Below are 22,689 nucleotides of genomic sequence, written 5' to 3' on the forward strand. Positions count from 1 at the left end.
GACCGATGCGTTTTGCCCATTTCTTCGTCGACCGGCCGATCTTCGCGTCGGTGACGTCGATCGTCTTCCTGATCCTCGGCTTCGTCGCCTACGAGAAGCTGCCGGTCTCCCAGTATCCGGAGATCGTGCCGCCGACCGTGACGGTGCGCGCCTCCTTCCCCGGCGCCAATGCCGAGACGGTGGCCGCCACGATCGCGACGCCGCTCGAACAGGAGATCAACGGCGTCGACAACATGCTCTACATGACGTCGCTGTCGACCAATGACGGGGCGATGCTGCTGACCGTGACCTTCAAGGTCGGCACCAACCTCGATATCGCGAACGTCCTCGTCCAGAACCGGCTCTCGGTGGCCCAGCCCCGCCTGCCGCCGGACGTGCGCAACCTCGGCGTCACGGTGCGCAAGGCCTCGCCCGACCTGATGCTGGTCGTGCACCTGCTCTCGCCGAACAAGACCTACGACCAGAACTACCTGGCCAACTACATCTACCTCAACATCCGCGACGAGATGCTGCGCCTCGACGGCGTCGGCGACATCACGATCTTCGGCGGCAACGAATACGCCGAGCGCATCTGGATCGATCCCCAGAAGATGGCCGCCTACGGCCTGACCACGACCGACGTCACCACCGCCCTGCAGGAGCAGAACGTCCAGGTCGCCGCCGGCCAGCTCAACGGGCCGCCGGCCGCGCCGGGCGCCGCCTTCCAGCTCGTGGTGCAGTCGCAGGGGCGCTTCCAGACGCCGGAGGAATTCGCCGAGGTCATCGTCAAGGCGACCAACGGGCGCCTCGTGCGGGTGAAGGACATCGCCCGCGTCGAGATGGGCCAGAAGGACTACACGACGAACTCCTTCCTCAACGCCACCCCGGCGGTGGGCATCGGCGCCTTCCAGCGCCCGGGCACCAACGCCCTCGACGCGGCCGCCTCCGTCAAGGCGACGATGGAGCAGCTCAAGAAGAACTTCCCGCCGGACGTCGAGTACCGCATCGCCTACAACCCGACGGAGTTCATCGAGGAATCGATCCACGAGGTCTACAAGACCCTGTTCGAGGCGGTGCTCCTCGTCGTGATCGTGGTGATCGTGTTCCTGCAGAGCTGGCGCACGGCGCTGATCCCGGTGATCGCGATTCCCGTCTCGCTGGTCGGCACCTTCGCGGTCATGGCCGCGCTGGGCTTCTCCCTGAACAACCTGACCCTGTTCGGCCTGGTGCTCGCCATCGGCATCGTGGTCGACGACGCCATCGTCGTGGTCGAGAACGTCGAGCGCAACATGTCGGAGGGCCTGTCCCCCGGCGAGGCCGCGCACAAGACCATGGACGAGGTCGGCTCGGCGGTCGTCGCCATCGCGCTGGTGCTGGCGGCGGTGTTCATCCCCACCGCCTTCATCCCCGGCATCTCGGGCCAGTTCTACAAGCAGTTCGCGCTCACCATCGCGGCCTCGACCATCATCTCGGCCTTCAACTCGCTGACGCTCTCCCCGGCGCTCTGCAAGCTGCTGCTGAAGCCCCACCACGCGCATCAGAAGCCGAAATTCTTCCTCACCCGCTTCTTCAACTGGCTGGCGAGCCTGTTCAACCGCGGCTTCGACGCGCTCTCGAACGGCTATGCCCGCTCGATCCGGTTCCTGACCGGCACGGCCATCGGCGTGATCGCGATGCTGCTCGTCTATGTGGGCGTGATCGCGGGCACCCTGCACCTCGCCCAGACGACGCCCACGGGCTTCATCCCGGACCAGGACCAGGGCTACCTGATCGGCGTGGTGCAATTGCCCTCCGGCGCCTCCCTCGACCGCACCACGGACGTGGTCAACCGCGCCGCGGCGCTGGCCCGGAAGGTCGACGGCGTGACCAACACCGTCATCATCGCGGGCTTCGACGGCGCCACCTTCACCAACACCACCAACGCGGCGGTGATGTTCCTGACGCTGAAGGGCGCCAAGGAGCGGGCCGAGCAGGGCCGCAGCGCCGCGGTGATCACCGGCGACGTGCTGAAGGCCACCGCGGGCATCCAGGAGGCGCGCATCATCGTGATCCCGCCTCCGCCGGTGCGCGGCCTCGGCCAGGGCGGCGGCTTCAAGATGCAGATCGAGAGCCGGCAATCCTCGGCGATCGGCCCGCTCCTGGCCGCCACCGGCGAGGTGCTGGGACAGGCCAACCAGAGCAACGACGTGCAGCGGGTCTTCACGACCTTCGGCAACGACACGCCGCAGCTCTATCTCGACATCGACCGCACCATCGCGCGGATGCTGAACGTGCCCCTCGCCAACGTGTTCAACACGGTACAGGCGGCGCTCGGCGGCACCTATGTGAACGACTTCAACACGCTCGGCCGCATCTACCAGGTGCGCGTGCAGGGCGACGCGGTCTACCGCATGTCGAAGCGCGACATCGAGCAGCTGAAGGTGCGCTCCTCCACCGGCGCCCTGGTGCCGATGGGCACGCTCGCCACGATCCGCGAGATCACGGGCCCGCAGATCGTGCAGCGCTTCAACCTGTACTACTCGGTGCCGGTGCAGGGCGTGGCCAAGCCGGGCATCTCGACGGGCCAGGCGCTCGACGCCATGGAGGAGATCGCCAAGCGCTCCCTGCCGGAGGGCTATTCCTACGACTGGACCGAGATCGCCTACCAGCAGAAGGCCGCGGGCGGCACCGCCATCTACGTCTTCGCCCTGGGCGTGCTGCTCGTCTTCCTCGTGCTCGCCGCGCAGTACGAATCCTGGGCGCTGCCGCTGGCGATCCTGCTGGTGGTGCCGACGGGCGTGCTCGCGGCCCTGTTCGGGGTGCAGCTGAGGGGGCAGGACAACAACATCCTGACCCAGATCGGCCTGATCGTGCTGATCGGCCTCGCCGCCAAGAACGCGATCCTGATCGTGGAATTCGCCCACGACATCGAGGAGAGCGAGCACAAGGGCCCGGTCGACGCCGCCGTGCAGGCCTGCCGCCTGCGCCTGCGCCCGATCCTGATGACGGCCTTCGCCTTCATCCTGGGCACGCTGCCGCTGGTGATCGCCACCGGCCCCGGCGCCGAGATGCGCCAGGCGCTCGGCACGGCGGTGTTCTTCGGCATGATCGGCGCGACCTTCTTCGGCCTGTTCCTCACGCCGGTCTTCTACGTGGTGATCCGCAAGGCGGTGATCTGGATCGGCCGGAAACGCGGAAAGGATCCGCACGACGCGGCCCACGGGGCGCCCGCCCACGGCTGAGCGCCGATCCGGCAAGAAGGGGATGCGGGAACGGCCGGGAGCACTAGCTTCCGGCCGTCTCCTTTTGCGAACAGGTCCGCCCGTGCCCGGTTACCTGCCCTTCGCGGGCGCCCTGAAGCTGCCCGCCTTCACCTGCGACAATTGCGGGTTCTGGCAGCGGCATTTCGAGAGGCCGTCGAGCTGCCCGATGTGCCTCGATGCCCGGCACGTGGTGCCCCAGGACGGCTGGCACTTCCGCTCCGAGGCCGAGGCGCAGGAGGCCTTTCCCTGCCACTGGCAGGAGCTGGAGCCGGGGGTCTGGCGCTTCTGGAACGAGCCCGTCTCCGGTATCGGCCCGAGCGGCTACCTGATCCAGTCCGAGGCGGGGAACATGGGCTTCGAGGCCTGCCCGGTCTTCAGCGAGGCGGCCCTCGACCAGATCGCACGGCTCGGCGGGATGCAGGTGCTCTCGGCCTCGCATCCCCATTCCTACGGAGCGCTCGTCCAGCTCCAGGACCGCTTCGACCCCGAGCTCTGCCTGCCGGCGGCCGACTTCACCTGGAGCGCGGCGCTCCAAGTCTCCTGGCCCTACGACGATGTCCTGGAACCGCTGCCGGGGCTGGAATTGCACCGCACCGCCGGCCATTTCGACGGCCACGCCATCCTGTTCGACCGGAGGCGAAAGATCTGCTTCTGCGGCGACGCGCTGAAATTCGAGCTCGACCCCGGCGATTTCCGCCGCGCGCTGACGATCTCGGCCCACAAGGCCTTCGTGCGCGGAGTGCCGCTGACCGTCAACGAGTTGCGCCGCTACCGCGACGTGTTCGAGCGCCTCGACTTCACCCAGACCTGGACGCCCTTCGAGCCGGCCGCGAATGTCGGCCGGACCGAGGTGCTGGCGCTGATCGACGCGATGCTGGGCAGCCGGCCGCACGCGGCGCCGGTGCCGCTCGAGTCGCTGCGGACGTAGCGGAGGCTTCCCCTCCCCTTCTGCGAGGGAGGGAGGGCTCCTCAGCGCTGCGTGTTCGCGGCGGTCTGCCCGAACATCACCTTCTTGGCCTCCTCGCTCATCGTCTGGCCGAGATTCGGGTTGACCTCAGGCCCCCGGGCATAGGCCGCCTTCGTGGCCGGCCGCGCGGCGATGGCCGCGAACCAGCGCTTCAGATTTGGATGGTCGTCGAGGGTCTGACCCTGCTTCTCGTATGGGACGATCCAGGGATAACAGGCCATGTCGGCGATGCTGTAGTCGGCGCCGGCCACGAAGGCCCGGTCGGCGAGGCGGCGGTCGAGCACGCCGTAGAGCCGGTTGGTCTCCTTGACGTAGCGCTCGATGGCGTAGGGGATCTTCTCCGGCGCGTATTGCGAGAAATGGTGGTTCTGCCCGAGCATCGGGCCGAGGCCGCCCATCTGCCAGAACAGCCATTGCAGGGTCTCGGCCCGGCCGCGGAGGTCCGGGCTCAGGAACTTACCGGTCTTCTCGGCGAGATAGAGCAGGATCGCCCCCGATTCGAACAGCGAGACCGGGGCGCCGCCATCGGCCGGCGCGTGGTCGACGATCGCCGGCATCCGGTTGTTGGGGGCGATCGTGAGGAAGTCCGGCTTGAACTGGTCGCCCGCCCCGATATTCACCGGCCGGATCGTGTAGGGGAGGCCGGCCTCCTCCAGGAACAGCGTGACCTTGTGGCCGTTCGGCGTCGGCCAATAATACAGATCGATCATCGTGTTATCCCTTGCGACCGGCCCGTCGCGGCACCGGTACCGCCCGCCCCGGGCCGAAGTGGGTGCAACCGCCGCGCCGGTCAAGCGAGCGGCCGCCCCCAGGAATCCGTCCAACCCCGAGAAAGCACCGGAATCCCGCAAGGGAGGCTTTACCGGTGCTTCGGCCAAGTCGCCCGGTCAGGTCGCGGCATCCGAGCGGAAAGGGCAGCCATGGTCGGTTCGATCTCCACGAGCAGCGCGGCGCTCACCCATGCCTTCCAGCGCTTCAAGCGGAGCGCGGGCGACATCGCCGCCAAGGGCACGACCCAGCCTCAGGCCGATCTGGCTTCGGCCGTCCAGGAGGCGATGGCCGCCAAGTCCGAGGTGGGGCTGAACACCAGCCTCCTGAAATCCTCCGTGGACATGGAGAAGCGCGTCCTCGACATCCTGGTCTGAGGCCGGCCGCGGGACGGGCGGATCAGCGCGTCCACTCCCCCCTCAGCGTCAGCGTCGCCCTGTAGACGACGCGGCCGCCCTCGTCGCGGACGATCGCGAGGAAGCTGCGCCGGTCGCCGTTCGGCATCTTCTCCCGGGCCATGTCGGGAAGGACGCTGAGGGCCAGCCGGCGGGCGTCGTTCACGCCCGCGAGTTCCTGCCCCTCCTCATCCTCGACGAACAGATCGTCGTCGCTGGTGTCGACGAAGTAACGCGGCATCGTCTGACTTCTCCGATCGCCCTTTCATAACCGACCGCGCCTCAGAGGGTTCGGGCGGAGCTGGGCTGCGGCGCGCGTGCCCCCCGGGATTCGGCCGCCCGGGCGCGCTGGCCGAGATGCAGGTAGCCCGGGTCGAAGTCGCAGAAGGCCTGCAGGCGAGGGAGGTCGGGGACGAGAAGCTGCCGCTTCTTCAGCACGATGAGGTCCCGGTCCCGAAGCTCCTGAAGCACCCGGTTCACGTGGATGTTCGTGATGCCGAGCACATCCGCGAGCTGGGCCTGGGTCAGCGGCATGGCGCAGCTGTCCCTCTCGCCCCGCCCGACGGCGTGCATGCGCAGGAGGATCTCGCAGAACAGGTGGGCCATGCGCTTGTCCGTGGGGCGGCGGCTGAGGCCCAGCATCCATTCGCGGGTGACGCTCTCGTCCACGAGGGTGGCCCACCACAGGGCGCGGGCGAGGCGGGAGCGGGTGAGCACGAGGTCGTCCACGATCGCCGGCGGGATCTCGACGATGGCGCAGTCCGTGGCCGTCTCGATGTAGTGGTCGGAATGGTCGAGCAGGTGCGCCTGGAGATCGCAGAAATCGCCCGGCAGCAGCAGGGCGAAGATCTGGCGTCCGCCATCGGGCAGCAGCCTGTAGCGGATGGCCACGCCGCTCATGATCAGATGCAGGTTCACGCTCGGCTCGCCGGCGCGCATGATCACGTGCCGCGCGGCGGACGGAACCGTCCGCTCGGTGAGGGCCGAGAGCGCGGCGCGCTCGTCCTCGTCGAGGTCGATCCCGTGCGACAGCTTGAGAATCAGCGGGTTGCCCATCGTGCGGCGCTCGCGTCACGGCTTCTGCGCCCCGGCCTCCGCGGGCTGCGGGGGCGCGGGGGCCTTCAGCCTAGATAGGCCCGATCCACGAATTGAAATCCCTAGTTGTGCCGCCCGGAAATGCGCCGGGCGATTCCCCGTCCCGAAGAGTCCCTTTTTCCGATCCTGCAACTCCCGGCTTGCTCGCGTGAGGCCGAGACCGTATCTCCCTCGATGCGCATCCGCGCGTCGGGGTGTAGCGCAGTCTGGTAGCGCATCTGCTTTGGGAGCAGAGGGTCGTAGGTTCGAATCCTATCGCCCCGACCATTCCTTTGCCGGAGACTTGAAGCGTCCGATGTCGAGCGCCCGCATCTACCGCCCGTCCAAGGATCCCTCGCAGTCGGGCCTCGCCCGCACCAAGCAGTGGCTGCTCGAATTCGACCAGACCGCCCCGCGCGAGACCGATCCCCTGATGGGCTGGACCGGATCCTCCGACATGCTGCAGCAGGTGCGGCTCGAATTCGACACGAAGGAAGAGGCCGTGGCCTACGCCACGCGGGCGGGCATCGCCTACCGGGTCGAGGAGGCCAAGCCCCAGACCCTGCGCAAGGGCCTGTCCTACTCCGACAATTTCAAGTTCAACCGCACCGCCCCCTGGACGCATTGAGGCCGGGGGCGCCCTAGCCGCCCTGACGCGCCGCCCAGTCGGGATAGGGGCTCGCCTCGTCGGACAGCGCGAGATGGCGCACCGGCATCGGCTGCTCCTCGAGCGGCCGGCACAGCTCCGCATAGATCCCGGCGCTGAGGAGGCCGTGCGCCGCCGCCTCCTCCGCCGTGAAGGCGAAATAGGCTTCCCGGATGCCGGCGAGCCGCATGGCGGCGTGGCACATCGGGCAGGGGCGCCCGCTCGCATAGACGACGCAATCGTCGAGCTTCGGCCGGCCGAGGCGGCGGCTCGCCGCGCGGAGGGCCGCGAGCTCGGCATGCGCGGTGGGGTCGTTGCTCGAATGGATCGTGTTGGCCGCCCGCGCCACCACCTCTCCGTCCCGCACGATCACGGCGCCGTAGGGCCGGCCGCCCTCGGCCACGTTCTGGCGCGCGATCGCGACGGCCTCGCGCAGGAAATCCTCGTGCCCGTTCATGCCGATTCCTCAGGCTCTGGTCAGAAGGCGTAGCGTACCGCGCAATACGGCATCTCCTCGGCAAGCAGCGCCTTGAAGCGGGCGAGCCAGCGCCCCTTCCAGCCGGCGCGGTAGCGCAGATTGTCGCCCCCGCCCTCCGAGCGCTTGGCCTCCTGGATGTCCGGGCGCCAGAGCAGCGCCTCGGCCTTCGGGTGCCAGCCGAGATTGACCGCATGCAGGACCGCGTTGTGGGTGAGCAGGATGATCTCGGCCTTGAGCTGGCGCTTGGCCGCCGCGGGGATGGTGTCGTCGATCTCCCGGAACAGGTCCCGCCAATCGGCCTCCCAGCCCTCGTAGAGGATCACGGGGGAAAAGTTCACGTGCACCTCGTAGCCGGCGGCGAGGAAGTCGCCGATGGCGGCGATGCGCTCCCCGATCGGCGCGGTGCGCACGTCGACGATGCGCGCGATCCGGGCCGGCATCAGCGAGAAGCGGATGCGGGTGCGGCCTTGCGGGTCGTAGGCGAGCAGGTCGCGGTTGACCGCCTTGGTGGCGAAGGAGCCCTTGGCGTTGGGCAGGTCGCGGAACAGGGCGACGAGGTCGCGGACATTGTCGCAGATCGCGGCGTCGACGGAGAGGTCGCCGTTCTCGCCGAGATCGTAGACCCAGGCCGCCGGGTCGACCTGATCCGGCTCCGGCAGGGCGCCCTGCCGCTCCGCGTGGCGCCGGATCGCGGCACCGATCGCCTCGATGTTCACGAAGAGCGAGATCGGGTTCGCGTAGCCCTTGCGGCGCGGCACGTAGCAATAGGCGCAGGCCATGGCGCAGCCATTGGAGACCGAGGGCGCGATGAAATGCGCGGAGCGGCCGTTGGGGCGCATCGCGAGCCCCTTCTTCACCCCGAGCACCAGGGTCGAGCGCTTGAGGCGCACCCAATCCTCCACCGCGCCTTCGTTGCCGTGGAGCGAGGGGATGTTCCAGTGCGAGGACACCGGGATGCGCTCGGCCTGCGGGAAACGGTCGAGGATCGCCTGCCCGCGGGGAAAGCCCGCCACGGCCTCCTCGTGGAAGATGCGCTCGATCGCGATCAGGTCGCGGGACAGGGCCATGGGAAGGCTATAGCCGCGCCAGCAGCTCCGCCTTCTTGGCCGCGAACTCCGCCTCGGTGAGCACGCCCCGCCCGTGCAGGTCGGCGAGCTTTTCCAGGATGGCGAGGATCTCGGTCGCGGAGGCCGGCGCGGCCGCGGGAGCGGAGGAAGGAGCGGGCGTCGTGGCGGAGGGGGCCACCGGCCCGGCCGGCGCCGCCTTCGGCCCGGGCGCGGTCTCGGGGCGGGGCGGCGCGGGGGTGAGATCCACGGGGGTGAGATCCTCCAGCCGCACCGGCCCGTCCGGCCCGCTGAACTGGAAGGAGGCGCTGCCGCTCTGCGCCTGCGAGACCCCGGTGATGACGTACGGGCCGGTATCGTAGAGGCTCACCTGGCCGTCCCGCTCCACCGCGAGCCGGCGGCGCCCCGGGAAATAGGCGTAGCGGGTCGTGTTCTGCGCGCCGGCGCTGGCGGGCAGGCCGAGCTCCTCCGGCCACCAATGCGTCGAACCGCCGGAGGGCCTGGCGCCCCTGTCCCAGGCCAGGGCGGGCAGCGAGGCGGCGAGATCGGCGCAGAGCGCCGCCACCCGCGCCTTCAGGGCGTGGTCGTTCATGCGCCCGACCATGATCATGCCGCCCGCGGACCATTGCCCGAAGCCGCCGAGATCGGGATGATCGAACTGGGCCATCTGGCCCTGGCCCGCCTCCAGCGCCCGCAGGAGGTGGCGCACCGCGTCCAGGCTGACGCCATGCCGCTCGGCGAGCGCCGTCAGGCCCGCGGGCCGCTCGGAAGGATCCTCGAACATCGCCACCATCCTCCCTCGGAAGCAGCCGCCGTGCCGCCCGCCGCATCGCCTGAACGGACGCGTGACGGCGGCCCCCGGTTCCGGCACAAGACGCGCCGATCGTGGCACTGCCGGGACGGCCCTCGCGTGACCCTTCTCGACCGCCTCCTGCGCCGGCCCGACCCGGCGCCCGAGCCCGCCGCGCCGGCCCGGCCCCGGCGCGACCGCCATGCCGGACGGCCCGAGGCCATCGTGCTCGAGAGCCTCGGCCAGAAGGTTCTGCATGGCTGGCTGCAGAACCGCTACCAGACCCTGCTGCCGCTCACCCTCAACCTGCGCTCCCTCGATCTCGCGCAGCGCGCCCTGGTGATCCGCCTCGTCGCCGCGGCGATGGAGGCGGGCGGGCGCGGCTGCGACCTCGACCTCGCCCAGGGCGCCCTGGCGCGGATCGGGGCCGGCGAGCGCGAGCGCCGGATGCTGGCCGAGTCCTTCGGCAAGCCCGCGGAGGCGGCCCTGTTCGACGCGATCCTGGCGGCGCGGATCGGCACCCACGCCTACGGCGCGGCGCTGCTGGCCGTGGACCAGCGCGACCGGGCGAGCGCGCGCTACCTCGCCTATCTCGCCGCGCGCCTCGCCCTGCCCGAGGATGCGGTGGCGAGCCTGCACCGCCGCTACCGGCCCTGAGCGGGCCTCACCGTTCCTCGGTCAGCGCCTGGAGCGCCCCCTGCAGGGTCGCGCTGCCGATCAGCAGGGCGCGGGACAGGTCGGCCAGGGTGATCCAGCCGGCGACGCGGCCCTCCCGGTCGCGCACCGGCAGGCGGCGGACATGGTGGGCGGCCATCAGGTCCATGGCGGCCCGGGCGGTGTCGGTCGGCGCGCAGGCGATCACCGGCCGGGACTGCACCGCCCCGACCGTGGTCGTGTTCGGGTCGAGCCCCGCCGCCACGACGCGGTAGAGGATGTCCCGGTCGGTCAGGATGCCCTCGATCGCCCCGGGCTCGCCCACCGGCAGGGCGCCGACATCGAGCTCGCCCATCAGCTCCGCCGCCTCCCGTACGCTCGCCTCGGCCGCGATGAATTCGACGTCGCGGCTCATCAGCTCGGCAACCTGCATGACGTCCTTCCCGAACCTGCTTCGCCGCCCGGCGCCCCGTCCAACCCGATCGCATCGGGCCGGCGGCTCCCGGTCCCTGTGAGGCCGCGCCTTGCGTCGACGAACCGGCATCCCCTTCGCCGGAACGCGCTCTAGGTGTTGCACCGCAACAGAGGCGGGCCGGTCAAGCGCCGGGGCGGAGTGAATTTTTCTCGCGCCCCGGAGCTAGACCGCAGCGCGAACGTTTCGAATCGAAATCCGGTGCCCTCCGGCGCGTTCCCCCTCCGCGCCGAGCAACGCACCACCTCGCGGAGTGACCATGGCCCCCAACGACAGGACCGCCACGAACGGAATCGGCAAGCCGGCCGTGGCGCGCTCGCGGATCCGCGAAGGCTCGCCCCATCCCTGCGGGGCGACCTGGGACGGGATGGGCGTGAACTTCGCGCTGTTCTCCGCCCACGCCACAAAGGTCGAACTCTGCCTGTTCGACGATGCCGGGGAGAAGGAAATCGACCGGATCGAGCTGCCGGAATACACGGACGAGGTCTGGCACGGCTACCTGCCGGATGCCCGCCCCGGCACGATCTACGGCTACCGGGTGCATGGGCCCTACGCCCCCGAGGCCGGGCACCGCTTCAACCCGAACAAGCTGCTCATCGACCCCTATGCCAAGGGCCTCGTCGGCACCATCCAGTGGAACCCGGCCCTGTTCGGCTACCAGATGGAGAGCGGCGACGACCTGACCTTCGACGAGCGCGATTCCGCCCCCTTCACCCGCCGCTCCCGGGTGATCGACCCGGCCTTCACCTGGGGCCGGGACCGCAAGCCCCACGTGCCGTGGGAGCGGACCATCGTCTACGAGACCCACGTGAAGGGCTTCACCAAGCTGCACCCGGCCGTGCCGGAGAAGCACCGCGGCACCTATGCCGGCATGGGCCACCCGGCCGTGCTCGACTACATCAAGAGCCTCGGCGTGACCTCGGTGGAGCTGCTGCCGGTCCATTCCTTCGTGCAGGACGATTACCTGCAGCAGAAGGACCTGATCAATTACTGGGGCTACAACACGATCTCTTTCTTCACCCCCGCCCGGCGCTACGCCGCGGTGCCGGATTTCGCCTTCTCCGAGTTCAAGGAGATGGTGGCGCGCATGCACGGCGCCGGCCTCGAGGTGATCCTCGACGTGGTCTACAACCACACGGCGGAGGGCAACGAGAAGGGTCCGACCCTCTCCTTCAAGGGCATCGACAACGCCTCCTACTACCGGCTGCTGCCGAACCAGGAGCGCTACTACATCAACGACACGGGCACCGGGAACACCTTCAACCTGTCGCATCCGCGGGTGCTGCAGCTCGTCACCGATTCCCTACGCTACTGGGCGACGGAGATGCGGGTCGACGGCTTCCGCTTCGACCTCGCCACGATCCTGGGGCGCGAGCCCTACGGCTTCGACGAGGGCGGCGGCTTCCTCGACACCTGCCGGCAGGACCCGGTGCTGAACGCGGTCAAGCTCATCGCCGAGCCCTGGGATTGCGGCCCCGGAGGCTATCAGGTCGGCGGCTTCCCCCCCGGCTGGGCCGAGTGGAACGACCGCTTCCGCGACGACGTGCGCGGCTACTGGAAGGGCGATGGCGGCCTGCTGCCGGGCCTCGCCTCCCGCATCACGGCCTCGGCCGACAAGTTCAACAAGCGGGGGCGCCGGCCCTGGGCGAGCGTGAACTTCATCACCGCCCATGACGGCTTCACCCTCAACGACACGGTCTCCTACAACGAGAAGCACAACGAGGCGAACGGCGAGGGCAACCGCGACGGCCACGGCCACAACCTCTCCTTCAATTACGGGGTCGAGGGGCCGACCGACGATCCGCAGATCCGCTCCGTGCGCCTGCGCCAGATGCGCAACATGCTGGCGACGCTGTTCCTGTCGAAGGGCACGCCGATGCTGCTGGCCGGCGACGAGTTCGCCCGCACGCAGCAGGGCAACAACAACGCCTATTGCCAGGACAACGAGGTCTCCTGGGTCGATTGGGGCGCCATCGGCCCGGAGGAGCGCGACCTCGCCGAGTTCACCCAGCGCCTGATCCTCCTGCGCAACGCCCTGCCGATGCTGTCGCGCGGGCGCTTCGTGACGGGGGCCTACGACGAGGAACTCGGCGTCAAGGACGTGACCTGGCTGACGCCGGCGGGCACGGAGATGACCCCGGAGAACTGGAACGACGCCGCCTCGCGCTCCCTCGCCGTGCTCCTCGACGGGCGTGCCCAGGCGAGCGGCATCCACCGCCGCGGCGGGGACGCGACCCTGCTCCTCTACTTCAACGCCTATCACGACGTGGTGGGGTTCACCTTCCCCGAGACGCCGGGCGGCGTGGCCTGGACGCGCCTCCTCGACACCAACCTGCCGGACGACCAGGAGGTGGCGAGCTTCGCCGTGGGCGACACCTACGCGGTGACCGGCCGCTCCATGCTGATGTTCGTGCTCAAGCCCGAGGAATCGGAGGGCGAGGCGAGCGAGATGGAGCGCTCCTACCAGTACGTGATGCAGGCCTTCGAGCGGGCCAATATCGAGACCGTGCGTTTCGGCCTGGACGAGGAATAGGCCTCGGGCCAGATGCGACCGGAGGCGAGGCCCGCGCGTTGAAGCGTGCGGGCCTTTCCATGGCGAACGGGCCAGTGCGAGAGGGGCAAGGGCGTGTCGGCAAAGATCCTGCTGGTCGAGGACCACGAGGAGATCTGGGATTTTCTCTCCCGTCGCCTGCGGCGGCGCGGCTACGAGGTGATGCTCGCCCATGACGGGGAGGCCGGCGTCGCCCAGGCCCGGACCGGGCGGCCCGACGTGATCCTCCTCGACATGAACCTGCCGGTGCTCGACGGCTGGTCGGCGGCCCGCGCCCTCAAGTCGAACGCCGAGACCAAGGACATCCCGATCATCGCGCTCACGGCGCATGCCATGTCCGGCGACCGGGACAAGGCGATCCAGGCGGGCTGCGACGACTATCATCCCAAGCCGGTCGACTTCTCCAAGCTCGTCGGCCAGATCACCGCCGCCCTGGGCGAAGCCGAGCCCGCGGCCTGACGCCCATGACCGAGGATCCCCTCACCGCCCGGCTGATGCGACAGGCCCTGCCGATCTTCGTCGCCCTGGCCTCGCTGCTCGTGGTGGTGACACTCGCCGTCGCCCTCAATCTGGGGCGGGACATCCTCGTCCCGATCACCCTGGCGATTCTCCTGAGCTTCGTGCTGGTGCCGGCCGTGCGCGGCCTGCGCCGCCTCGGCATGCCGCGGGCGCCGGCCGTGCTGCTCGTGGTTCTGCTCACCTTCGGCACCCTCGGGGCGGTGGGCGTCCTGATCGCCCGGGAGGGCGCGCAGCTCGCCGCCGAGCTGCCGCGCTACACCCTGACGATCCGCGACAAGGTGGCGGCCCTGCGTGGGGCGGCGGCCGAGCAGGGCACCCTGTCGCGCATCCTCGACATGGCCCAGGACATCGGCGCCGCCCTGCAGCCGCCGGTGGAGGCGATCGCCGCCGAGGCCCAGATCGGCAGCCCCGGCCGGCCGATGCAGGTGGAGATCCACGAGGCGCGCTCGGGCCTGATCACCACCTTCCAGACCTATGCCGGCTCGGTGCTCCACCCCTTCGCCACGGCGGGCCTGATCCTGCTCTTCACGATCTTCATCCTGATGCAGCGGGAGGACCTGCGGAACCGGGCGATCCGGCTCGCCGGCTCCGGGGATCTGCGGCGCACGACGGCGGCGCTGGACGATGCCACGGCCCGCCTGAGCCGTTTCTTCCTGGCGCAGCTCGCCCTCAACGCCGCCTTCGGCCTCGTGATCGGCCTCGGCCTCTGGCTCATCGGCGTCCCCAGCCCGATCCTGTTCGGAGTGCTCGCCGCCATCCTGCGCTTCGTGCCCTATGTCGGCGCGGCGATCAGCGCCGTGCTGCCCCTGGCCCTGGCGGCGGCGGTCGATCCCGGCTGGACGATGGTGATCCAGACAGCCCTGCTCTTCCTGATCGTCGAGCCCATCGCCGGGCACGTCGTCGAGCCCCTGCTCTACGGGCACTCGACCGGGCTCTCGCCGATCGCGGTGATCCTAGCGGCGACGATCTGGACCTTCCTGTGGGGACCGATCGGCCTGGTGCTCGCCACCCCGCTCACGGTCTGCCTGGTGGTGCTCGGCCGGCATGTCGAGCGCCTGTGGTATCTCGACGTGATCCTCGGCGACCGCCCGGCCCTGACGCCGCCGGAGATCCTCTACCAGCGCATGCTGGCCGGCGACCCGGCGGAGGCGATCGACCAGGGCCTGCAATTCCTGAAGGAGCGGGCGCTCGTCACCTATTACGACGAGGTGGTGCTCGCCGCGCTCCGGCTGGCGCAGCAGGATCTCTCCCGAGGCGGCTTCGACGCCGCCCGCCAGGCGGAGATGCGCGCGGCCTTCCGTCTCGTGGTCGAACGCCTTGGCCGGGCGCGCCGGCGCCGAAGCCGCCGCCGGAGCAGCGAAGCCGCCGCCGCCCTCGCCGCCATCGGCCCCGACCGGCGCTCCGCCGGCATCGTGCTCGGCAGCGCGGATCTCGCCGAAGCCTGGCGCGCCCGCTATCCGGTCCTCTGCGTGGCGAGCCGCGGCGTGTTCGACGAGGCCGCCGCGACCATGCTCGGCCAGATCCTGGAGCGCCACGGCCTCGGCGCGGAAGTGATTCCCCTCCCCTCCTCCACCCGCGAGGCCCCCCCGGTCCAAGCCTTGAGCGGCACGGCCCTGGTCTGCCTGTCCTATCTCGAGCCGATCAGTCTCTCGCAGATCCGGCTCGCGGTGCGGGCCGCACGGCGCGCGATCCCCGGGGTGAAGGTGCTTGTCGGCTTTTGGGGCGAGCGGGATCCGACCACGCTGGACGGGCTGCGCCGCGCCACCTCCGCCGATCTCCTGGTGACGTCCTTCAGCGACGCCCTCGACGCCGCCCTCGACTTGGCGCGGGCTGAACCGCAGCCGGAGACCAGACGGCAGGAGGGGCCGGCCTCGCCCCGGCTCGCGACACCGCTGCCTGCCGCGATCTGACCTCCGCGCCCCCGTCGACGGCGGCAACGGGTTCTTTACCGTCCCGGCAGCGTCGAGTGGAGCGGCCGCGCGAATGTGCGCCAGCGCATGCAGCGGCGGCAGGCCCGAGAATAGACCGCCCTTCTCCGGGGAGAAGGACGGGAGCGATGCGCACGAAGCTGTTTCTGGTGGTGGCGGTGATCGTCTTCCTGCTGGATGGTCACACGCGCGCATGGCGCGAACTGCGCAATCCCGATGCGGAACCCGGAAGCTTCGCGCGCACGGTGCTCGCCATCAAGCGGGCGCAGGCCTGAGACGCGCGCAGGCCTCGCCCTTTTCACCCGCCTAGACGCGGGCGGCGCGCGCCGTCGCGGAAGACGGCCTCAGAATGTGACCGCTGCGGCCGCCTTCGACGCGCCGCGTCGGGGAACCGGTGCTTTTCGAGAAACCGAGGGCTTCGACCGAAAGGCCGCCCTCGCGGATGCTCGCCGGAAGATCGGAATGATCGTAGTAGCCGGCCTCGTGCGCCATGGCATCGAGCGCCTGGATCTCGCCGGCCGCCGCGCCGGTCCACAGAATGGCTCCGCTCGCGCCCTGCCGAACCTGAAACACCTTCATCGCCGCCTCCGCATCCTGCCCTGCGGAGACAAGCCCGGAAGGCGCATCGCGTTCCGGCGCGCTTGCGTGATCGGGAGGAACCTTCTCGACATGGAGGCCCGAGCCCCGCAACGAAGCCGGATTGCGACGCAGACCGACCGTCACGCGATCCGAAGGGGATGCTCTGGAAGGGAGCGCTAAGCCTCTGAAACGGCTTAAGAATGAGATGGTGCCCAGGGGCGGAATCGAACCACCGACACTGCGATTTTCAGTCGCATGCTCTACCAACTGAGCTACCTGGGCGACCGCCGGGCCGGCGCGGCGGCCTCGGCTGGAGCGGGGGTATAGTGAAGGGTTCGGGCCCTGTCCAGCCTCGCCGGCGCGCCAAACGACGAATTCGTGACGCGCCCTTCCGTCAGGGCTCGCGCTCCCGCGAGGGCGGGGTTTCCTCCTCCCCGTCCAGGGGCTCGGAGATGACGTAGCGCTCGCCGAGCCAGCGGCCGAGATCGATGTCGGCGCAGCGGGTCGAGCAGAACGGGGCGGTCTCCGCTTGCGCGGGCTTGCCGCAGATCGGGCAGGTCGCGGCGAGGGCGGGCTTCCTGTTCGGTCGTGGTGCGCTCATGCGATCGCGCCCCAGTTGCGGCGCACCGGGAAGCCTTCGCCTTCGAGCAGGCTCACGGTCTCGTAGAGCGGCAGGCCGACCACGGCGCTGTGCGACCCCACGAGCTTGACGACGAAGGCACCGGCGAGCCCCTGGATGGCGTAGCCGCCCGCCTTGCCGCGCCATTCGCCGGAGGAGAGATAGGCCTCGATCTCCCGGGTGGAGAGGCGCTTGAAGCGCACGCGGCTCTCCACCAGACGCTCCCGGCGCCGGTCCTTCGGCGAGAGCACGCAGACCGCCGTGTAGACCCGGTGGGCTCGGCCGGAGAGCAGGCGCAGGCAATCGGCCGCCTCGTCGAGGCGTTCGGCCTTCGGCAGCACCCGGCGCCCCACCGCCACCACGGTGTCGGCCGCGATCAGGTAGCTCCCGCGCATGTCGTCCCGACGCCGCGCGGCGTCCTGCGCCACGTCGAGCTTGGACCGGGCGAGGCGCCGGGCGAGTTCCCGCGGCGATTCCGACTTGCGCGGCGTCTCGTCGATATCGGCGGGCAGCAGCGCGTCGGGCTCGATCCCGATCTGCTGCAGCAGGGCCAGCCGCCGCGGCGAGGCCGAGGCCAGCACGAGATGCGGACCAGCCACAGGCCTGTCCGGGGCGGACGTGGCGGCCGGATCCGTCGGCGCGTCTTGGAGAAGGGCGTCGTTCATGCGTCAGGCGTGCTTCGGGATGGGCAGGGAGCGAAACCGCAGGGTGCGGCCCGGGATCATTGGCCTCCGAGGCTACTGCAAGGCAACCGGCAAGGGAACGTCGCCGCTCACCGCCCTCCCTCCCGAACGGCAAAACCCTGGCGCTCCTCATCCAGGCCGCGGCTCCGAAGCCGCCCGGCCCGGCAAGCACCACGTCCGCGTGGACAATCGGGCCGGGTCTGCTATGGTCCCCGCGCTTCGCTCGGCCAAGGCTGGGCGCCGCCCCGCCATGCGGGGCATGCGGGCGTAGTTCAGTGGTAGAACGTCAGCTTCCCAAGCTGAATGTCGTCGGTTCGATCCCGATCGCCCGCTCCAATTATCCCATTGAAGCGTCAGCCTTTTTAACGCTCTACCGCTGACCTCACGTTCCCCATGTTCCCCGACGCGTTCCTCATGGCCGTTCAGGCCGTGTTCTTCGCGCTCCGGTGGGCGATGCGAAGCGCCGCCACCTTCCGCGATTTTCCGACCGCGCCGCGCGAGTAGCGCGCCGTCGTCGATGCTTGTGTGTGAGCCGCTGCGGCCCGAGCGTCGTCGAGGTCGGCACCCGCATCTTCGGCCTCGGTGATGGCCCCGGCCCGCGCATCCATGTTCCAGATGTGATCCGGGATGCCCGCGGCGCGGGCCACGATGCGCCACTCGCGGCTGAAGGCGTCTCCGGCATAAGGGCGCGCCGCCTTCTCATCGACGATCAGCGGGCCGACTCGCGCTGCGGTCGGAACGTGGTTCGCAACGCTCTGGACGTGGGGGCAGAGCGTCAGATCGTGCGCAGCGATGGCGCCGGTCTTCGACGTGATCTTGCGGGTGATGCCGTCCAGGGTGATATCGGCCCAGGTCAGGCCGTTCACCCAGCGATGCCCGTTGAGGACGATGCCGCTTGCGGGCTCGCCCTCGGGGATCGGCTCCCACTCGCCGATCACGTCCTTCTGACGCAAGGCCGTGTCGAACTGCACGGCCGTCGCCAGCGCGAGGGACACGCGCCCCATCTCGATCGCCTTCGCGATGAAGGCCTCGACGTGGGGAAGGTCGAGCGTCACCCGCCGCCGGGCCGGCTGCGGGAAGCGTACTTCGGCCAGGATGGCCTTGAGCCGTGCGCAGCCAGGCAGCTCGGCCGAGACGCCATAGGAGAGCATCTCCCGCAGCTTTTTCATGAAGCCCCAGGCGCGGCGCAGCCGCCTCCGGCCGCCTGGCGTCTTCGCCTCCGCCAACGCTTTATGCCAACGCCACACATCTCCGAGCACGACTGCAGCAATCAGGCGATCGCCGATCGCATCCTCGATGAGTTTGAGGATGTAGAGATCCTTCTCGCGGGTCGTGTGCTTGAGCCGCTGGAAGGGACTGGCCTCATCGGTCTGGTAGCGGCGCGACAGACACCGAAACGTACCGTGGAAGGGGTTCTTCTCGCGCCCGCGACCCGAAGACCACTCCAGCATCTCGGCCTGCAAGCGCAGGCACGCTGCGCTGGTGAGGGTGTGCTGCGCCGGGTTATTCGGGTCGTAGGGCAGCCGCACTGTCTCGGGCCGATAGCCGACCTTCACGAGGTCGGCTCGCGCCACCCAATACAGGGCATCCGGGCCGTTCTTGCGTTTCCGGCGCTTCAGGCCGGGCGCATTGAGATCAGAGGACATCAAGGTTCTCCTGTCCGTCGAGGGCGGATGCCCCGACGCGGGAGAGACCGTAGCGCCGATCCCAATAGGCCTGCACCGCCGGCCAGTAGCGGGCCCCCATCAGGGGATCGACGCGGGGCAGCCCGTCGCGCTCGAGCACGATGGCCTTCGCGGCCCAGGCGGCCGGATCCTGGCTGAGCCGGCGGGCGATCTCGGTCTCGGAGGGGAACAGCCCCTCGTCGCTGTGCGCGGAGCGGCGGCCCATGTCAGCCCTCTCCCTCGCGCAGCGCCTGCTCAAGGCCCTGGATCAGCTCCGGCAGCTTCTCCCGCTTGAGGGAGATGCCTTTCTTGGTCGGGCGGCGCTCGGCGTCGGAATCGTCGAAGCTCGCGTAGATCCGGACATCGACGAGCTCGTGCCCGTTGAACTCGGTGAGCGCGACGCGCACCTCCTCGACGGCGTTCTTGGCGATGACGGCGACGACCTGCGGCTCGGGCATCAGGCGCCTCCCCGCCCGACTGGGCGCGTTTCCTGCAGCAGCTCGGCGGTCATCATCAGGCGGGCCGTCGCGACAGCCTCGCCGATGGCGGCGTAGACCGCGCCCATGTCGTCGGGCGCTGTGGGGAGAGGAAGCGGGGCGCTCATGCGCGCCCCCAGCGGTCGGAGACGGCGAAGGCGTGCCCCGCGATCACCTGGGCAAGGGCTGGGCTCCGGACGCGCCCGAGCACCACGCGGGTACGCATCTCCTCAATCGACGGGAGATCGGGCGGCGAAGTCGGGACGGAACGAGATTGCCGCGGCGCGGCTCGTGCTGTAGAGCGGTCCATGCAAAATTGACCTTTTCGGCCCCGGCGAGCCTCCGCTTGCGCGGGGCCGTTTTTTGCTCGGGGCGTTTCGGAAGCCGGCGAGCCGCGCCCGCCGGGGCGGGAAGATCAGGCGGCGACCGGCTCCATCTTTAGGCCGACGAGCGGAGCGGCGACGCGGGCCGGGATGAACACCGCCCGGCCGATCTGGATGGCCTCGATCCGCTTCTCTCGAACCGCTCGATAGAGGCCCGCCTCCGTGATGCCGATCATCGGCGCCAGATCGGCGACCTTCACGTTCAGACCATTCCGGATGCGATCGAACACCTCGGCGTGAGGCGTCTTCTGCGCTTCGTTCATCATGCCGTGCTCCGCGATTCTGCCCAGCAGCGGTTCTGCTTCACCAGTGACTCACAGGTTTTGAACCCTGTTTGCAGGGAAAGCAAGCGACCGCCGTGCTGCACGGGCGCTTCATTTGTTGACGAGGGGTGCCTTAGCGATATACCGGTGATCCCCGTAGCCTGGACGCATCTTGGTTTTGGAGCTTCACCATGTCTGGAACGGAGGGCGGCAGCCCCGCCAAGCGCTACACGCTGACATCGCGTCTCACGCACGAGACTGAGACCGCACTGAGAGAAGCTGCCCGTCTTTCAGGTAGATCTATCTCTCAAGAGGCCGAGCTTCGGCTTGAACGCAGTCTTGCTGAAGATCAGTCGGAACGAGATCGAACGAAAGAAAATCTCGTCGCGAAAGCGTTAATGGGTGACGATGATACCGAGGAATTGCTTCGCACGATTGCTGCAGCAATTGGCGCCGCGATGGCTTATACAGGAAATCATTGGAAAACTGATATATACACGCGCGCGGCCGTACAGTCTGCGATAAACAGTGTTCGCGCTAAGCACTTCGGCCTGCATCGCTTGGGAATGTCTGCATCGGAAATCAATCATGACCAATTAGAGCGTGCCATCAATACAGGTGCGCTGTTTGGCAAGGTGCTCGTCGCCGCGAGGCTTGATCCCGATGTTGCGTCGTGGATCAGCGAGATGTCGACTCGCGCTCAGTCGCAGGCTGCCCTTGAGGCCGAGGCTTCGGATTTCGCCAAAGCATCTCCGCAGAAGCAATCTGCCATCCTTCGGGATCTTTATGGAGTTGACGCAGCGTAATTCAGTAAACCCACAGCAACAACTGTAACAACAACTTCTGTCTTACATTTTATGGCGCCTCCAATATATTGCTTTTAGCAATGGAGGCGCGCCGTGCGGCCGATCAAGCTCTCGGATACGATCACCATCCGAACCGATGCTGAGCTTCGGTCGGCGATCGAGGCAGCCGCCGCGCGGCAGGCCAAAGGCACCAGCGCCTTCCTCCGCGACACGCTCCGCCAAGTCCTGATCGCCTCCTCGCGCAATGCCTCATCGCGGAACGAGGAGGCTCGGGCATGAGGACGCCTGCCCATCGCGGAGCTGCGTCCTCCCTCCGACTGTTCTTCCGCCCGGCCTCACGTCTCTCGCTCCCAAACCCTTCGGAGATCCCGATGCGAAACCTGTTTCGCGGCGCGGGCGCGCTTGCGTTCGTCCTCACCGGCCTCGTCGCGTCCGCTGCGGCCTGGGACGAGGGCGCCAAGAGCCGATACCCGTCGCCGAACATGCTGGCGCCGAACGTCGACCGGCTGATCATCAACGGGGCGGGCTCAAGCGGTGAGGCCGGGGGCTTCAGCGTCACCGCGCCCGCCACCGGCGCCTTCGCCTACGGCCTGGGCGAGCGGGCCGCCGACGAGGTGAACGTGATGGCGTTCATCCCGCCCGGGCTGCGGGCGGACATCCGCGCGGGCACCAGCACGGCCGATCTGACCCAGTACGTGCGCAACGCCTTCGCCACCTGCAAGGACGTGCGCTTCCCGACCGGCCGTTACACGATCACCAACCAGATCACCTTCTGCAACACGCAGCAGCTCCGCGGGGCAGGCGCGGCGCGTGAGGTCGGGCGCTACGGCACCACGATCCGGATCCCGAAGACCTTCAACATGTCCGCCGGCTCCGTCTTCAAGGCGGCCGACAACGGCGGCATCGACGGGGTCCTGATCGACTTCGACCAGAGCGGCGTCGCCGTGCGGGCCGACGTCGTGCAGTACCCGGCCGCGCTGGATCTGGTGGACACCGATCGCTTCATGATCGGGCACGTGCGCCTCCAGAAGTGCTGGTTCTGCGTCAACGCGGTCAACATCAACAGCCGCGGCACGTTCTCCATCCGCCAGCTGGAGATGAGCCCCCTCAACACCGGCCTCGCCATCGACAACAACGCCGATTACGTCCAGGCCCTGGTCGTCCACAACTGGCCCTGGGGGATGATCAACTCCGGCAACGCGAACGACGCCCAGCTCCTGAACATCTACCAGGACGGGACGCCGGTCGCGCTGAGCCTCGGCCGCTCGGATGCGGCCAACTTCCGGTTCTTCTCGTCCTACCGCCAGCGGCTCATCGTCGGGACCAACACCGAGACCACCTGGTACTTCTTCGGCCACCTCGACATGGACGGCGACGGCGCGACGCTCGACGTGGTCGGCGCCCGCCGGGTTGAGATCGACAGCCTCAACTCGACCAAGTCCGCGAGCGGCACCGGTGCGACGCGCCCTTCCGTGAAGGTCAGCCACGGCCGGGCGACGATCACCCGCATTAACACGGTGGGCGGCGTCGCCTCGGCAGACGGCGACATCAACGTCACGGGCGATGGCGTCCTCACCATCAACGGCGGCAAGATCCTGCAGCGACTTGCCGACTATCCGGCCGCGACGGTGACAGGCGGCGGCAAGCTCTGGCTCACCGGCACGACGCTCGACCCGGACATCACCCAGG

25 protein-coding genes, 3 tRNA genes and 1 pseudogene are annotated in these 22,689 nt (G+C 69.0%); 14 read left to right on the forward strand and 15 right to left on the reverse strand.

The features are described 5' to 3' along the window. Positions 1–5 precede the first annotated feature (5 nt). A complete protein-coding gene (locus tag MFF21_RS19930) occupies positions 6–3,200 on the forward strand; it encodes an efflux RND transporter permease subunit (protein WP_238313287.1) in 3,195 nt (1,064 codons plus the stop codon). Between the two features lie 82 nt (positions 3,201–3,282). Continuing rightward, positions 3,283–4,149 (forward strand): MBL fold metallo-hydrolase, encoded by an 867-nt coding sequence (locus MFF21_RS19935; RefSeq protein ID WP_238313288.1) that lies wholly within the window; start codon positions 3,283–3,285, stop codon positions 4,147–4,149. Between the two features lie 41 nt (positions 4,150–4,190). On the opposite strand, the gene MFF21_RS19940 is transcribed toward MFF21_RS19935, so the two are convergent. Then, positions 4,191–4,898, reverse strand: a complete 708-nt coding sequence (locus MFF21_RS19940) for a glutathione binding-like protein (protein ID WP_238313289.1) — start codon at positions 4,896–4,898, stop codon at positions 4,191–4,193. Positions 4,899–5,108: 210 nt separating this feature from the next. On the opposite strand from MFF21_RS19940, the gene MFF21_RS19945 reads away from it, so the two are divergent. Then, entirely contained in the window at positions 5,109–5,333 is a 225-nt protein-coding gene (locus MFF21_RS19945; RefSeq protein ID WP_238313291.1) for a hypothetical protein, read from the forward strand. Between the two features lie 22 nt (positions 5,334–5,355). Here the strand turns inward: MFF21_RS19945 and MFF21_RS19950 are convergent, their stop codons facing one another. Both MFF21_RS19950 and MFF21_RS19955 read right to left on the reverse strand, forming a co-directional pair. Continuing rightward, a complete protein-coding gene (locus MFF21_RS19950; protein ID WP_238313293.1) occupies positions 5,356–5,592 on the reverse strand; it encodes a DUF6894 family protein in 237 nt (78 codons plus the stop codon). A gap of 41 nt (positions 5,593–5,633) precedes the next feature. Beyond that, positions 5,634–6,407, reverse strand: coding sequence for a Crp/Fnr family transcriptional regulator (locus MFF21_RS19955; protein WP_238313295.1), 774 nt, complete (start codon positions 6,405–6,407; stop codon positions 5,634–5,636). Between the two features lie 229 nt (positions 6,408–6,636). Between MFF21_RS19955 and MFF21_RS19960 the strand changes: the two genes are divergently transcribed. Both MFF21_RS19960 and MFF21_RS19965 read left to right on the forward strand, forming a co-directional pair. Next, a tRNA-Pro gene (locus MFF21_RS19960) sits at positions 6,637–6,713 on the forward strand. Between the two features lie 28 nt (positions 6,714–6,741). After that, a complete protein-coding gene (locus tag MFF21_RS19965; protein ID WP_238313297.1) occupies positions 6,742–7,053 on the forward strand; it encodes an ETC complex I subunit in 312 nt (103 codons plus the stop codon). A gap of 13 nt (positions 7,054–7,066) precedes the next feature. Here MFF21_RS19965 and MFF21_RS19970 read toward each other — a convergent pair whose 3' ends face one another. Genes MFF21_RS19970 through MFF21_RS19980 form a run of 3 tightly spaced genes read right to left on the reverse strand, consistent with a single transcriptional unit; the run spans position 7,067 to position 9,397 of the window. Next, complete coding sequence (locus MFF21_RS19970) at positions 7,067–7,528, reverse strand: nucleoside deaminase (protein WP_238313298.1); 462 nt, start codon at positions 7,526–7,528, stop codon at positions 7,067–7,069. 20 nt (positions 7,529–7,548) lie between these two features. Beyond that, positions 7,549–8,616, reverse strand: coding sequence for a spore photoproduct lyase family protein (locus tag MFF21_RS19975; RefSeq protein ID WP_238313299.1), 1,068 nt, complete (start codon positions 8,614–8,616; stop codon positions 7,549–7,551). A 7-nt stretch (positions 8,617–8,623) separates the two neighbouring features. Further along, on the reverse strand, positions 8,624–9,397 hold the full coding sequence (locus MFF21_RS19980) for an SHOCT domain-containing protein (RefSeq protein WP_238313301.1): 774 nt from the start codon (positions 9,395–9,397) through the stop codon (positions 8,624–8,626). Between the two features lie 126 nt (positions 9,398–9,523). Between MFF21_RS19980 and MFF21_RS19985 the strand changes: the two genes are divergently transcribed. Continuing rightward, positions 9,524–10,060 (forward strand): DUF533 domain-containing protein, encoded by a 537-nt coding sequence (locus tag MFF21_RS19985; RefSeq protein ID WP_238313302.1) that lies wholly within the window; start codon positions 9,524–9,526, stop codon positions 10,058–10,060. Positions 10,061–10,067: 7 nt separating this feature from the next. On the opposite strand, the gene MFF21_RS19990 is transcribed toward MFF21_RS19985, so the two are convergent. Further along, on the reverse strand, positions 10,068–10,490 hold the full coding sequence (locus MFF21_RS19990) for a CBS domain-containing protein (RefSeq protein WP_238313304.1): 423 nt from the start codon (positions 10,488–10,490) through the stop codon (positions 10,068–10,070). 298 nt (positions 10,491–10,788) lie between these two features. Between MFF21_RS19990 and glgX the strand changes: the two genes are divergently transcribed. From glgX to MFF21_RS20010, 4 genes are all read left to right on the forward strand, one after another. Beyond that, a complete protein-coding gene (gene glgX, locus MFF21_RS19995; RefSeq protein ID WP_238313306.1) occupies positions 10,789–13,062 on the forward strand; it encodes a glycogen debranching protein GlgX in 2,274 nt (757 codons plus the stop codon). 93 nt (positions 13,063–13,155) lie between these two features. Next, on the forward strand, positions 13,156–13,539 hold the full coding sequence (locus MFF21_RS20000; RefSeq protein ID WP_238313308.1) for a response regulator: 384 nt from the start codon (positions 13,156–13,158) through the stop codon (positions 13,537–13,539). A gap of 5 nt (positions 13,540–13,544) precedes the next feature. Further along, a complete protein-coding gene (locus MFF21_RS20005) occupies positions 13,545–15,509 on the forward strand; it encodes an AI-2E family transporter (RefSeq protein WP_238313310.1) in 1,965 nt (654 codons plus the stop codon). A 146-nt stretch (positions 15,510–15,655) separates the two neighbouring features. Continuing rightward, on the forward strand, positions 15,656–15,802 hold the full coding sequence (locus MFF21_RS20010; protein ID WP_238313312.1) for a hypothetical protein: 147 nt from the start codon (positions 15,656–15,658) through the stop codon (positions 15,800–15,802). A 31-nt stretch (positions 15,803–15,833) separates the two neighbouring features. On the opposite strand, the gene MFF21_RS20015 is transcribed toward MFF21_RS20010, so the two are convergent. From MFF21_RS20015 to MFF21_RS20030, 4 genes are all read right to left on the reverse strand, one after another. Then, positions 15,834–16,250, reverse strand: a complete 417-nt coding sequence (locus tag MFF21_RS20015) for a hypothetical protein (protein ID WP_238313314.1) — start codon at positions 16,248–16,250, stop codon at positions 15,834–15,836. Between the two features lie 62 nt (positions 16,251–16,312). Beyond that, positions 16,313–16,388: transfer RNA gene (locus MFF21_RS20020), tRNA-Phe, on the reverse strand. Between the two features lie 112 nt (positions 16,389–16,500). Beyond that, positions 16,501–16,707, reverse strand: coding sequence for a DNA gyrase inhibitor YacG (gene yacG / locus MFF21_RS20025; protein WP_238313316.1), 207 nt, complete (start codon positions 16,705–16,707; stop codon positions 16,501–16,503). After that, positions 16,704–17,390 carry a Maf-like protein gene (locus tag MFF21_RS20030; protein ID WP_373325066.1) on the reverse strand — a complete coding sequence of 229 codons (687 nt, stop codon included), beginning with the start codon at positions 17,388–17,390 and terminating at the stop codon, positions 16,704–16,706. The genes yacG and MFF21_RS20030 overlap by 4 nt, the downstream gene beginning before the upstream one ends. 279 nt (positions 17,391–17,669) lie before the next feature. On the opposite strand from MFF21_RS20030, the gene MFF21_RS20035 reads away from it, so the two are divergent. Then, a tRNA-Gly gene (locus MFF21_RS20035) sits at positions 17,670–17,744 on the forward strand. An 86-nt stretch (positions 17,745–17,830) separates the two neighbouring features. Here MFF21_RS20035 and MFF21_RS20040 read toward each other — a convergent pair. From MFF21_RS20040 to MFF21_RS20055, 4 genes are all read right to left on the reverse strand, one after another. Further along, positions 17,831–19,054 carry an integrase gene (locus MFF21_RS20040; protein WP_238313319.1) on the reverse strand — a complete coding sequence of 408 codons (1,224 nt, stop codon included), beginning with the start codon at positions 19,052–19,054 and terminating at the stop codon, positions 17,831–17,833. Beyond that, positions 19,044–19,298 carry a hypothetical protein gene (locus tag MFF21_RS20045; protein ID WP_238313321.1) on the reverse strand — a complete coding sequence of 85 codons (255 nt, stop codon included), beginning with the start codon at positions 19,296–19,298 and terminating at the stop codon, positions 19,044–19,046. The genes MFF21_RS20040 and MFF21_RS20045 overlap by 11 nt, the downstream gene beginning before the upstream one ends. A gap of 1 nt (position 19,299) precedes the next feature. Beyond that, a complete protein-coding gene (locus MFF21_RS20050; protein WP_238313323.1) occupies positions 19,300–19,530 on the reverse strand; it encodes a transcriptional coactivator p15/PC4 family protein in 231 nt (76 codons plus the stop codon). Between the two features lie 433 nt (positions 19,531–19,963). Further along, positions 19,964–20,197 carry a helix-turn-helix domain-containing protein gene (locus MFF21_RS20055; protein ID WP_238313325.1) on the reverse strand — a complete coding sequence of 78 codons (234 nt, stop codon included), beginning with the start codon at positions 20,195–20,197 and terminating at the stop codon, positions 19,964–19,966. A 188-nt stretch (positions 20,198–20,385) separates the two neighbouring features. Here MFF21_RS20055 and MFF21_RS20060 point away from each other — a divergent pair, with 188 nt between their 5' ends. The 3 genes and pseudogenes from MFF21_RS20060 to MFF21_RS20070 form a co-directional block, all read left to right on the forward strand. After that, positions 20,386–21,000 (forward strand): TraY domain-containing protein, encoded by a 615-nt coding sequence (locus MFF21_RS20060; RefSeq protein WP_238313327.1) that lies wholly within the window; start codon positions 20,386–20,388, stop codon positions 20,998–21,000. Positions 21,001–21,093: 93 nt separating this feature from the next. Continuing rightward, positions 21,094–21,279 (forward strand): hypothetical protein, encoded by a 186-nt coding sequence (locus tag MFF21_RS20065; protein ID WP_238313329.1) that lies wholly within the window; start codon positions 21,094–21,096, stop codon positions 21,277–21,279. A gap of 92 nt (positions 21,280–21,371) precedes the next feature. After that, positions 21,372–22,689: pseudogene (locus tag MFF21_RS20070) on the forward strand (hypothetical protein); the annotation flags it as partial.

Source organism: Methylobacterium organophilum (genome assembly GCF_022179465.1).
GTDB lineage: Bacteria > Pseudomonadota > Alphaproteobacteria > Rhizobiales > Beijerinckiaceae > Methylobacterium > Methylobacterium organophilum.

Excerpts from the sequence above, each read along its gene's own strand:
- MFF21_RS20040 (WP_238313319.1), bottom strand. The coding sequence starts at position 19,054 with ATGTCCTCTGATCTCAATGCGCCCGGCCTGAAGCGCCGGAAACGCAAG.
- MFF21_RS19990 (WP_238313304.1), bottom strand. The coding sequence starts at position 10,490 with ATGCAGGTTGCCGAGCTGATGAGCCGCGACGTCGAATTCATCGCGGCC.
- MFF21_RS20010 (WP_238313312.1), top strand. The coding sequence starts at position 15,656 with ATGCGCACGAAGCTGTTTCTGGTGGTGGCGGTGATCGTCTTCCTGCTG.
- MFF21_RS19965 (WP_238313297.1), top strand. The coding sequence starts at position 6,742 with ATGTCGAGCGCCCGCATCTACCGCCCGTCCAAGGATCCCTCGCAGTCG.
- MFF21_RS19975 (WP_238313299.1), bottom strand. The coding sequence starts at position 8,616 with ATGGCCCTGTCCCGCGACCTGATCGCGATCGAGCGCATCTTCCACGAG.
- MFF21_RS19955 (WP_238313295.1), bottom strand. The coding sequence starts at position 6,407 with ATGGGCAACCCGCTGATTCTCAAGCTGTCGCACGGGATCGACCTCGAC.
- MFF21_RS20045 (WP_238313321.1), bottom strand. The coding sequence starts at position 19,298 with ATGGGCCGCCGCTCCGCGCACAGCGACGAGGGGCTGTTCCCCTCCGAG.
- MFF21_RS20055 (WP_238313325.1), bottom strand. The coding sequence starts at position 20,197 with ATGATGAACGAAGCGCAGAAGACGCCTCACGCCGAGGTGTTCGATCGC.
- MFF21_RS19950 (WP_238313293.1), bottom strand. The coding sequence starts at position 5,592 with ATGCCGCGTTACTTCGTCGACACCAGCGACGACGATCTGTTCGTCGAG.
- yacG (WP_238313316.1), bottom strand. The coding sequence starts at position 16,707 with ATGAGCGCACCACGACCGAACAGGAAGCCCGCCCTCGCCGCGACCTGC.
- MFF21_RS19930 (WP_238313287.1), top strand. The coding sequence starts at position 6 with ATGCGTTTTGCCCATTTCTTCGTCGACCGGCCGATCTTCGCGTCGGTG.
- MFF21_RS19945 (WP_238313291.1), top strand. The coding sequence starts at position 5,109 with ATGGTCGGTTCGATCTCCACGAGCAGCGCGGCGCTCACCCATGCCTTC.
- MFF21_RS20005 (WP_238313310.1), top strand. The coding sequence starts at position 13,545 with ATGACCGAGGATCCCCTCACCGCCCGGCTGATGCGACAGGCCCTGCCG.
- MFF21_RS19970 (WP_238313298.1), bottom strand. The coding sequence starts at position 7,528 with ATGAACGGGCACGAGGATTTCCTGCGCGAGGCCGTCGCGATCGCGCGC.
- MFF21_RS20050 (WP_238313323.1), bottom strand. The coding sequence starts at position 19,530 with ATGCCCGAGCCGCAGGTCGTCGCCGTCATCGCCAAGAACGCCGTCGAG.
- MFF21_RS20060 (WP_238313327.1), top strand. The coding sequence starts at position 20,386 with ATGTCTGGAACGGAGGGCGGCAGCCCCGCCAAGCGCTACACGCTGACA.
- MFF21_RS20030 (WP_373325066.1), bottom strand. The coding sequence starts at position 17,390 with ATGAACGACGCCCTTCTCCAAGACGCGCCGACGGATCCGGCCGCCACG.
- MFF21_RS19940 (WP_238313289.1), bottom strand. The coding sequence starts at position 4,898 with ATGATCGATCTGTATTATTGGCCGACGCCGAACGGCCACAAGGTCACG.
- MFF21_RS19980 (WP_238313301.1), bottom strand. The coding sequence starts at position 9,397 with ATGTTCGAGGATCCTTCCGAGCGGCCCGCGGGCCTGACGGCGCTCGCC.
- glgX (WP_238313306.1), top strand. The coding sequence starts at position 10,789 with ATGGCCCCCAACGACAGGACCGCCACGAACGGAATCGGCAAGCCGGCC.